The sequence below is a fragment of the Halalkalibacter wakoensis JCM 9140 genome, assembly GCF_000513095.1.
GTDB classification, from domain to species: domain Bacteria; phylum Bacillota; class Bacilli; order Bacillales; family Bacillaceae_D; genus Halalkalibacter; species Halalkalibacter wakoensis.
In genome coordinates, this window is record NZ_BAUT01000107.1 from 1 (window position 1) to 8,897 (window position 8,897).

Sequence of the window (8,897 nt, forward strand, 5' to 3'; positions counted from 1 at the left end):
TCAAAAGCTTAAAGAAGAAGTTTTGCCTGCTTCTAACAGCTACACCTGTTCAAAACAAGCTTGAAGAGATTTTTAATCTTGTTTCCTTGCTTAAGCCTGGACATTTGGGCGATATTTCTTCCTTTGAAAAAGAATATCGTTCAAATAAACGATCTCCAAAAAATGAAGAGAAGTTAAAAGAATTAGTAAACAAAGTAATGGTTCGTAATCGACGTGAAGAAACAGGAATTGAATGGACAAAACGAATTGTCGAGACCGTACCTATTGAATTTAGTGAATCAGAACGGGCTTTTTATGAAGAAATCGAGAAGTTAGATGACGCCAACCATTTTGGGTTGCTTACGTTAAAAAGAGAGTTATGCAGCAGCAGAGAGGCCGCTTTTATGACATTAAAAAATATGGTTGAACGTGCGCATGCAGATGGGCGTGAACTTTCTGGAGCTGAGAGACTATTAAATAAAATTGGTGAAGTAGATGGTCATGCAAAAGCCGAAAAAGCTTTAGAGATTATTAAAAACATCAACGATAAAGTCATCATTTTCACAGAATATCGTGCCACTCAATTGTATTTACAATGGTTTTTAAAACAAAATGGCATCTCCTCCGTCCCATTTCGTGGGGGCTTTAAAAGAGGGAAGAAAGATTGGATGAGACAACTTTTCCAAAATCATGCTCAAGTTCTGATTGCCACGGAGGCTGGTGGAGAAGGGATTAATTTACAATTCTGTAGCCATATTATCAATTACGACCTTCCTTGGAATCCGATGAGAATCGAACAACGAATTGGACGAATTCACCGCCTCGGACAACAAGAAGATGTTAAAATCTATAACTTTGCTGTTACAGACACGGTAGAACAACATATTTTAAAACTGCTTTATGAGAAGATCCATTTATTCGAAGCCGTCATTGGTGAACTAGATGATATTTTAACAAAGATTGACTTACCTTCTGTTGAAGAGCATGTGCAAGATATTTTATTACATTCAGATTCTGAAGGCGAGATGCGAATCAAATTTGATCACCTTGCCGCCATTATGAATGAAGCTCAAGAGGAAGCAGTCAATTCGAATGAGGAGGAATCAATCGATGCAACAGCCTCAAGTTCATAATTTTTTAGAACGCTATTTCGAAGCAAACGATAGTCCAATAATAGAAAACACATCAAGCTACTTACAAGTTCAGCTATCAATTGAGTTAGATAAATTATTAATGAATCGACCTTTTTATTGGCATTACCTCGAGAAAACAGGTGGAGAACCTAATCCGATGAAGGTAACGTTCATCACAGATCAAAATAATGCACCAGATGATGTAAAAGGAGAGCAAATCCATTTTGGAGCTCCGAGGCTTCACCAATTGTTTCAATCCACACGTGACTTAGGAGGGTTCATTCGTCTCTATGAGAACATCCAAGCATCTGGAAGGAAGTCTATCCCTCTTCAACCATGGTTATGCTTAAACATGAAAGTCTCCTTTCAATGCGATCGGAAAAAAGATGTATTGTTATCGCTAGGTTTGAACTTAATACACGGGCAAATCGTTCAGCAGTTTTACGATAAGCTGCAAGAAAAAGAACTATCACCTAATATTCCTGATTTTTGTTTTAAATTATCACCTCTTATTACCGTTCATAGTGGTTTAATCAGGTTGCAGAAAATGGTCCAAACCTATGCAGAAAACGAGGACCAAAGCTGGGCTGAAGAAGCAGTGAAAAGATGGGAGGCTGATTTGTCCCTCTTAGAGCAATTTTATGAAGATTACGATGAGAAACCTGAGAGCTACAACGTTGAAAAGCAAGCATTAAAGGAGCAATACGAACCACATATCCATGTATCCATGATTAATGGCGGCATGTTTTATTTAGAACAACAGGTGTTTTAAATCAAATGAAAAAAGCAACTACATCATGTGTAGTTGCTTTTTTAGTGTAAATCTTAATAAGAAGTTGGTGCCCCTCCACCTGTTGTAACAATTGAAATAATTGTTGCAATTGCAAACCATCCAAATACAACAAATGAAATCCCAGCAAATCCTACTGCCAAGAAATTCTTTCTGCGAACTTCACGAACGATTGCTACCGCACATAATAGTGCCGTAATCAGCATGATAATAGAAAAGATCATTGCCTTCCCCTCCTTATGTAGAAATCCCAATTCAACTAGTCCTATTATAAAGCTATTTGAGAACGTTGTCAGCCTCTAAATTTGACGAAGCTAGTACAAAATTCCTCATAATTATATTGGGCATTTTTCATTTATTTTACTCTTTTTTGAACGGTTTGTCGAGTCGCTTCTAGTATTGTATGATTAAAGACAGAATACAAATTGGAGGGATATCTATGAATTGGACGCAAATTCCACTTGGTCCATTACAAACCAACGCCTATATTTTGCAAAATGAATCAAAAGACGCTATTGTTATTGATCCTGGTGGTGATGGACAAGCCTTGCTTAACTGGTTAAAATCGGAGAAGTTAAAACCACTGGCTATTTTGTTAACACACGCCCATTTTGATCATATAGGAGCTGTTGATGATGTACGAACTGAATATAACTGCCCTGTCTATATCCACAAGCAAGAACAAGACTGGCTACAAGATCCTGCCAAAAACGGTTCATCTCGCTTTTTAGGGACTAATGGTATTCGAATAAATGAGGCCGATCAAATTATTAATGAAGAAAAAACGATAAAAATTGGGACATTCGAATTCACTGTATTTGAAACACCTGGTCATTCTCCAGGTAGTGTTTCTTATTACGTCGAAAGTGAGCAAATTGTGTTTTCAGGGGATGCTTTATTCGCACAAAGTATTGGTAGAACAGATTTACCAGGAGGCAATCATCAGCAGTTATTAGACAGTATACATAAAAAGCTTCTCGAATTACCTGAAGAAACGATCGTAGCCTGTGGACATGGCCCTACAACAACCATTGGCAGCGAAATGGATAGCAATCCTTTCCTTACTGGTTTTTAAACTAAGGCAGTTGCAAAAGCAACTGCTTTTTTATTTAGAAAGAAAAAGGGCTCCCAACAATGTTGGAAACTACGGGGAGTAAATCGTATTGATGTAAGAACCTTGAGGGGGAGGGGGACTCCCTATCAAAGATCACCAATCTATTCTATTTTATAAAATAGATAAACACTATGTCAATAGTATTAACTTTTCAAAAAAAGAAACCGTCCATAAAGGAAACGGTTTCTCTTCAGTACATATGTACTTATCTTAATGACCAAAACTTGGCACTAACAAGAACGTTGCATAATACGTGAACCCTACGAAGAAAATCGTTAAATAGGCACCAAAAATGTAAATGTACACACGTTCAGATAAGTTTAGGTAGCTTAGTGCTAATAATGCACCTGTTTGTGCAAAAAATAACAATGCCACATTATACATATGACCAGCGAAGAACAGAACAGCAAAAATTCCTGTCCAAAATGCTAAAACACGATACATACGATCCATTTGGGTTTCCCTCCTTCATGAACAAATTTGCCATACAAGACAGTATTTGTTTAGGATAGCAAATGATTAATACATGCCTATTATATACGACTACTTCTTTACTGTAAATGCCTTGATGAATGGCAAAACTGTGTCACCTTATAATTTAATGATTGCATACGAGCATGCCTTTGCTTTAGGATCGGTTAATTTCATATTATCTCTAAGGGTATGCTCTCCAAGAAAATAGGAAAAAATACCTCTAAATAATTCATGATGCATCGAACATAGCGAAGCTGAATACTCAGACATTAACTCTTTAAACGTGCAATTATAGATACTAAACTCTATTTCATCTTTTTCCTCTGAATATTGAATATCAGGATTTAACCCTTGATTAATTGCAATCTGCTCTATGATCTTGACTTTTTCATTCATCGTTAAATTTGACAGATCAAATCGAAATTGTTTCACATATAAATCGGCACACTCTTGTCCATACTTAAAGCCCATTTTATTCAATGCTTCTATCCCACGATCACCGAATTCCACCAATGATTCCAAAGCCATCTTCGCTAACCTCTGATAATCCCGGTATGGGAATTGTAATTGAATGACCTCGTCCGATAGTTTATAATAACGGCTTGGACGTCCTCCCTTACCCGTCTTTTGTGTCTCTGACACAATCATGTTAACATCTTCTAATTTCGTAAGGTGAAGACGCGCCACATTCGGATGGATACTAAACTGTTCAGCAATTTGCTGAACGGTAACGTTTTCTCGTTGTTTTGTAATATACTGATACACGGAAAATCGTGTTGGATCTGACAAAACATTTGTAATCTTAAGTGTATTTTGGTCCATAATGTTCACTCCCATACTTACCGCGCTCACCCTATTATAGTATAGTTCTAAGATCATTGAAAAGAAATGATTCGCATTTTCATTAAATTTCGACAACAAAAAGCGAAGGGAGTCAAAGACATCTTCGCTTTTTTAATACTTTCTTATTCTCTTTTTTCTTTTTTTTCGAAAAAACAAAGATAACCCAAGCGGAATCACTCCAAAATAATGGCTTGAAAAGGGAGCACGATCAGCTCTTTTCTCCAGCCTTTTAGAATGCCGCTCCTCTTTTGGCTGATCCATTCGTATAACAGCTTGTTGAGTTAAAAATTTTACATAGTCATTTAAAGACATTCTGCTTCACTCCTAACATCTATATGCTAGTATAGCCAAAATGTTAAGATTTCATTATGGTTTTTAATTGTGTAACAATTTCTGCAATCGTTCTTCCTTTCGTATTTATAATGACATCTGCTTGTTCGTAAAACCCTAATCGAGAGTCATACAAGTGTTGAATACGTTCACGGTCTTTATGTTGCAAAAGTGGCCTCGACTGATCTCCTTCTAGACGCCTTAGTAACTCATTCAAATCTGCTTGAAGGTAAACAATCTTCCCTTTTGAAGACATGATCTGCCTGTTAATATCGTTTACAACAATACCTCCACCTGTTGTAATGATCATGTGACTCCCTTCAATCTCTTTCAGCGCACTTGTTTCTAGCTCTCTAAAGTAAGCCTCACCTTTCTCTTGAAAGATCTCAGAAATCTTCAACCCCATTTTTTCTTCAATCCATTGGTCAGTATCGACAACGTTGTATTCCAACTCTTTAGCTAATGCTTGTCCAATGGTTGTTTTTCCAGAACCCATAAATCCGGTAATGTAATATAGCTGTGACACGTTTTGAAACCTCCCAATAATCTTCCACTGTTTTTTCATTCCAATCAAATCGAAAACCAGCCCGTCTTTCTTGACCCGTTTTTAGAGTTGCTAATATAGAAATCCGACTTATTCCTTGCGAATAATCCTCAATTAACAGTGTAACGGTCCCTTCATCATAAGGAAAGACAATCTTTTGATTCGTGATCGGTTCATAATCATTACGTAAAAACTCTGTAATTCCTACTCGAATGATCGATTCTGTCATCATAAGCTTTTCTTGTTCATACATCGATCGTTTTTCCAGCATATATACATTTACTTGATAAAGCAAAACATGCATAATAATCGCGCACATTACTAATGTAACCGGAAAGATAAATCCACTTTCACCTTTCATTCTCCTCTCCCTCCCCTTACATAAGCCATTAGCATTGTTTTACTCTCCTTGTACCCATTTAATAGTTCAATACTGCATGCCACAAGTTTGTTCTCGATCTGACAAGAAAAGCTTTTTACATTCTCCAACAGGAGATTATGTCCCTCCCTGTTCCTTGTTCTTCTAAGCTGCTTTGATGGCATTAATTCAATTTCAAGAACATCATCTGTATAATGCACTAACTGTAAGCGACCTTCATTGAGCCTAGCATCATCCGATTCTCGCACATCGTGAGCTAATTGGTTAAAAAAGGTCATCACTTGCTGAGAAGATGTAGGATCTGTCTGATAACCATTTGTTCTTATCAATGTTAAAGTTGGAAAAAACGATACAAGAACCAAGAAAATAGATAAAGCCATTAGCAGCTCGACAAGTGAAAAGCCTTTATGACCTAGACGCAGGAAAGCATGTCTCATATTCCCTCCCATTCTTGCCAGCCCAACTAGCACAAAAATAATGAATCTCTCCTCTCAGATCCCTCTGAGTAATATAAATGCCCTCCACTTCCCTCTCATTAACATTTTCCCCTGCTGAATAGTGAAGCACAGTTTCCTCCAATAAAAGAAGGGCTTTTTGTTCTTGTTGAATAGAGAGTCTTTCTGCGTATACAATGTTCAGCAGAGGGACAACAGAAGCACTAAACACAATAAAAAAACTAAATGCAAATAGTACTTCTATTAATGTAAAGCCATTACATTTTCCTATAAGCAACCATCCCTTTCCCTAAATAAACAGTATATTGATACTTGTGGTCGCCAATACGCAACGAGAAAGAGCCAGAGACACCTGGATGGCCGTTTGGTAAAAAATAGATAGAATTTGGAAAGATCGTCATACGTTCAAATAACATACTCGAATGTTGAAAAGGAACAACTAAATAATCACCTCCAATAGCAAAACGAATACGAAATTCTTTTGTATCCTGATCAACACGGATATGAACATTTCGATTGTGAGCGATGGCTACGTGCTGAGCAAGAATAAGTTGCTCTTTTACTTGTTTGGCAATTAATTCTGCTTCTTGGGGAGTGATAGTGGTACTGGACATGGATTTTGTAATCGGAATAAGCAGTAGGATCGATAGAATCGATAAAGTTAGAAGAAGCTCAATGAGGGTGTAGCCAGAGGAATAATCCGATTTCATCACTTGCTAACTTGACCAGATTCTTTGTTATAATTTAAAGATGAACCATCTGGGCATTCATAGCGATCAACAAAATCTGGATAGAGCTTACTTAAGTTATCAGGATAGGATTTTTTTTCAAACTTATACGAATACACTTGAGCTTGAACGAGTTTAACAGTTGCTTCACAACCTTTATCAGCTGCGACCTCGTTATTTCGAGACATGTTGGGGATCGCTATGAGGAGCAAAATGGAAATGATCATTAATACAACTAACATCTCAACAAGGGTAAAGCCTTTTTCATTTTTCAATTTTCATCACCTCTGAGGAATTTTTAAAACGGGGTAAAATGGAGATACTGACGGATATATATAGGAAACCTCCCTTCTATAGGATTATTTGATATAATTAGACAAAAAATGACGTTTTCCTTCTCCATCTAAAAATAATTTTTGAAAGGAAAAAACATGAAAGCAATTTTATTAGCACTCATTCGATTTTATCAGATGGTAATTTCACCGATAAAACCACCAACATGTCGATTTTACCCAACCTGTTCTCATTACGGACTAGAAGCAATTAAACGATTTGGAGCTATAAAAGGGAGCTGGTTAACTGTAAAACGACTTCTAAAATGCCATCCTTTTCATCCAGGGGGAATTGACGATGTCCCTGAAAAAAAACAAACCAAATGATACTCGCGCATAGTAAAAAAAACCATACAGAATGTATGGTTTTTTTACTATGCGGGTGAAGGGAGTCGAACCCCCACGTCATAAGACACTAGATCCTAAGTCTAGCGCGTCTGCCAATTCCGCCACACCCGCGTATTCATATGAATGGTGAGCCATGAAGGACTCGAACCTTCGACCCTCTGATTAAAAGTCAGATGCTCTACCAACTGAGCTAATGGCTCTTGCTGTAATTTCAAAGATGATATTCACGAAAGCATAAGGACGATGTTTCGCTTCGTTGTCTTACCTGTTCTTTCCTCTTCTCGTAACGCTTCGTAGTTGTCTGCGTCAAAACAACTCGTTGTTTTCTCATGAAGTTTCGCTCGTAACTGAGCTAATGGCTCTTGCTGTTTATCCAAAGATAAAAATCATGATGGTGACCCGTACGGGATTCGAACCCGTGTTACCGCCGTGAAAGGGCGGTGTCTTAACCGCTTGACCAACGGGCCACTTTTATTGTAAAGCTTGTCCATGGCGGAGAAGGAGGGATTTGAACCCTCGCGCCGCGTAAACGACCTACACCCTTAGCAGGGGCGCCCCTTCAGCCACTTGGGTACTTCTCCATGGCTCCACAGGTAGGACTCGAACCTACGACCGATCGGTTAACAGCCGATTGCTCTACCACTGAGCTACTGTGGAATAATATGGGCCTGAGTGGACTCGAACCACCGACCTCACGCTTATCAGGCGTGCGCTCTAACCAGCTGAGCTACAGGCCCACAGTAAAAGAGCGGGTGATGAGAATCGAACTCACGACATCAGCTTGGAAGGCTGAGGTTTTACCACTAAACTACACCCGCATATTATTAAGTTCATGTTTAAAAATATTCTCACGACCTATCATGTCTTTTCCTCTTCTAGTATTTCACAGAAGAAAATGCGTCAAGACAACTCGTAGATTATTCATAGATGTTGTGCTCGTGGCTGAGGTTTTACCACTAAACTACACCCGCATGGTATTAAATTCATTAATAAAGAGAAAATGGCGCGCCTGAGAGATTCGAACTCCCGACCTTTTGATTCGTAGTCAAACACTCTATCCAGCTGAGCTAAGGGCGCTAATCAAGAGCGGAAGACGAGATTCGAACTCGCGACCCCCACCTTGGCAAGGTGGTGTTCTACCACTGAACTACTTCCGCAAATTGGCTGGGCTAGCAGGATTCGAACCTACGCATGACGGAATCAAAATCCGTTGCCTTACCGCTTGGCGATAGCCAATATAAGATAAATGGGGCGGCTGATGGGAATTGAACCCACGAATGCCGGAATCACAATCCGGTGCGTTAACCACTTCGCCACAACCGCCATAATAGTGGTGGAGGGGGACGGATTCGAACCGCCGAACCCTGAGGGAGCGGATTTACAGTCCGCCGCGTTTAGCCACTTCGCTACCCCTCCACAAATAAATGAGAGAATGTTACTATTCTTTT

At 38.7% G+C, this 8,897-nt stretch carries 14 protein-coding genes and 12 tRNA genes; 4 read left to right on the forward strand and 22 right to left on the reverse strand.

The features are described from left to right. Together JCM9140_RS20765 and JCM9140_RS20770 are read left to right on the forward strand one after the other, a co-directional pair. A partial coding sequence (locus tag JCM9140_RS20765; RefSeq protein WP_034751208.1) for a DEAD/DEAH box helicase occupies positions 1–1,112 on the forward strand: 1,112 nt, incomplete at its 5' end. Next, positions 1,090–1,884 (forward strand): YqhG family protein, encoded by a 795-nt coding sequence (locus JCM9140_RS20770; protein ID WP_034751211.1) that lies wholly within the window; start codon positions 1,090–1,092, stop codon positions 1,882–1,884. The genes JCM9140_RS20765 and JCM9140_RS20770, both read left to right, overlap by 23 nt. A gap of 53 nt (positions 1,885–1,937) precedes the next feature. Here JCM9140_RS20770 and JCM9140_RS20775 read toward each other — a convergent pair whose 3' ends face one another. Further along, entirely contained in the window at positions 1,938–2,126 is a 189-nt protein-coding gene (locus JCM9140_RS20775; RefSeq protein ID WP_034751213.1) for a DUF2759 domain-containing protein, read from the reverse strand. Positions 2,127–2,341: 215 nt separating this feature from the next. On the opposite strand from JCM9140_RS20775, the gene JCM9140_RS20780 reads away from it, so the two are divergent. After that, positions 2,342–2,977 (forward strand): MBL fold metallo-hydrolase, encoded by a 636-nt coding sequence (locus JCM9140_RS20780; protein ID WP_034751216.1) that lies wholly within the window; start codon positions 2,342–2,344, stop codon positions 2,975–2,977. Between the two features lie 249 nt (positions 2,978–3,226). On the opposite strand, the gene JCM9140_RS20785 is transcribed toward JCM9140_RS20780, so the two are convergent. The 8 genes from JCM9140_RS20785 to comGC all read right to left on the reverse strand — a co-directional run bounded on the left by JCM9140_RS20785 (position 3,227) and on the right by comGC (position 7,044). Beyond that, entirely contained in the window at positions 3,227–3,469 is a 243-nt protein-coding gene (locus tag JCM9140_RS20785) for a DUF2626 domain-containing protein (RefSeq protein WP_034751219.1), read from the reverse strand. 138 nt (positions 3,470–3,607) lie between these two features. After that, positions 3,608–4,312, reverse strand: a complete 705-nt coding sequence (locus tag JCM9140_RS20790) for a helix-turn-helix transcriptional regulator (protein ID WP_034751222.1) — start codon at positions 4,310–4,312, stop codon at positions 3,608–3,610. Positions 4,313–4,444: 132 nt separating this feature from the next. Continuing rightward, positions 4,445–4,645: a YqzE family protein gene (locus JCM9140_RS20795; RefSeq protein ID WP_034751224.1), complete on the reverse strand. Its 201-nt coding sequence runs from the start codon at positions 4,643–4,645 to the stop codon at positions 4,445–4,447. Between the two features lie 43 nt (positions 4,646–4,688). Beyond that, on the reverse strand, positions 4,689–5,189 hold the full coding sequence (locus tag JCM9140_RS20800) for a shikimate kinase (protein ID WP_081727808.1): 501 nt from the start codon (positions 5,187–5,189) through the stop codon (positions 4,689–4,691). Further along, positions 5,119–5,568, reverse strand: a complete 450-nt coding sequence (gene comGG, locus JCM9140_RS20805; protein ID WP_034751226.1) for a competence type IV pilus minor pilin ComGG — start codon at positions 5,566–5,568, stop codon at positions 5,119–5,121. The genes JCM9140_RS20800 and comGG overlap by 71 nt, the downstream gene beginning before the upstream one ends. Further along, a complete protein-coding gene (locus tag JCM9140_RS20810) occupies positions 5,565–6,023 on the reverse strand; it encodes a competence type IV pilus minor pilin ComGF (protein WP_034751229.1) in 459 nt (152 codons plus the stop codon). The genes comGG and JCM9140_RS20810 overlap by 4 nt, the downstream gene beginning before the upstream one ends. A gap of 275 nt (positions 6,024–6,298) precedes the next feature. Next, a complete protein-coding gene (comGD, locus tag JCM9140_RS20820) occupies positions 6,299–6,751 on the reverse strand; it encodes a competence type IV pilus minor pilin ComGD (RefSeq protein WP_034751236.1) in 453 nt (150 codons plus the stop codon). Then, on the reverse strand, positions 6,751–7,044 hold the full coding sequence (comGC, locus tag JCM9140_RS20825; RefSeq protein WP_034751239.1) for a competence type IV pilus major pilin ComGC: 294 nt from the start codon (positions 7,042–7,044) through the stop codon (positions 6,751–6,753). The genes comGD and comGC overlap by 1 nt, the downstream gene beginning before the upstream one ends. A 156-nt stretch (positions 7,045–7,200) precedes the next feature. On the opposite strand from comGC, the gene yidD reads away from it, so the two are divergent. Next, a complete protein-coding gene (gene yidD / locus JCM9140_RS20830; RefSeq protein ID WP_034751242.1) occupies positions 7,201–7,428 on the forward strand; it encodes a membrane protein insertion efficiency factor YidD in 228 nt (75 codons plus the stop codon). A gap of 50 nt (positions 7,429–7,478) precedes the next feature. Here the strand turns inward: yidD and JCM9140_RS20835 are convergent. The 13 genes from JCM9140_RS20835 to JCM9140_RS20890 all read right to left on the reverse strand — a co-directional run bounded on the left by JCM9140_RS20835 (position 7,479) and on the right by JCM9140_RS20890 (position 8,865). Next, positions 7,479–7,560, reverse strand: a tRNA-Leu gene (locus JCM9140_RS20835). Positions 7,561–7,573: 13 nt separating this feature from the next. Continuing rightward, positions 7,574–7,649: transfer RNA gene (locus tag JCM9140_RS20840), tRNA-Lys, on the reverse strand. 24 nt (positions 7,650–7,673) lie between these two features. Beyond that, positions 7,674–7,826 carry a hypothetical protein gene (locus JCM9140_RS24035; protein WP_156314949.1) on the reverse strand — a complete coding sequence of 51 codons (153 nt, stop codon included), beginning with the start codon at positions 7,824–7,826 and terminating at the stop codon, positions 7,674–7,676. A 15-nt stretch (positions 7,827–7,841) separates the two neighbouring features. Continuing rightward, positions 7,842–7,916, reverse strand: a tRNA-Glu gene (locus tag JCM9140_RS20845). Between the two features lie 23 nt (positions 7,917–7,939). After that, a tRNA-Ser gene (locus tag JCM9140_RS20850) sits at positions 7,940–8,030 on the reverse strand. A gap of 1 nt (position 8,031) precedes the next feature. Continuing rightward, a tRNA-Asn gene (locus JCM9140_RS20855) sits at positions 8,032–8,106 on the reverse strand. A gap of 6 nt (positions 8,107–8,112) precedes the next feature. Further along, positions 8,113–8,186 (reverse strand) — tRNA-Ile (locus JCM9140_RS20860). A gap of 10 nt (positions 8,187–8,196) precedes the next feature. Continuing rightward, a tRNA-Gly gene (locus tag JCM9140_RS20865) sits at positions 8,197–8,267 on the reverse strand. A 183-nt stretch (positions 8,268–8,450) separates the two neighbouring features. Beyond that, positions 8,451–8,526: transfer RNA gene (locus JCM9140_RS20870), tRNA-Arg, on the reverse strand. A gap of 8 nt (positions 8,527–8,534) precedes the next feature. Next, positions 8,535–8,606: transfer RNA gene (locus JCM9140_RS20875), tRNA-Gly, on the reverse strand. A 4-nt stretch (positions 8,607–8,610) separates the two neighbouring features. Further along, a tRNA-Gln gene (locus JCM9140_RS20880) sits at positions 8,611–8,685 on the reverse strand. Positions 8,686–8,696: 11 nt separating this feature from the next. Further along, positions 8,697–8,772, reverse strand: a tRNA-His gene (locus tag JCM9140_RS20885). A gap of 8 nt (positions 8,773–8,780) precedes the next feature. Next, positions 8,781–8,865: transfer RNA gene (locus JCM9140_RS20890), tRNA-Tyr, on the reverse strand. Positions 8,866–8,897 lie beyond the last annotated feature (32 nt).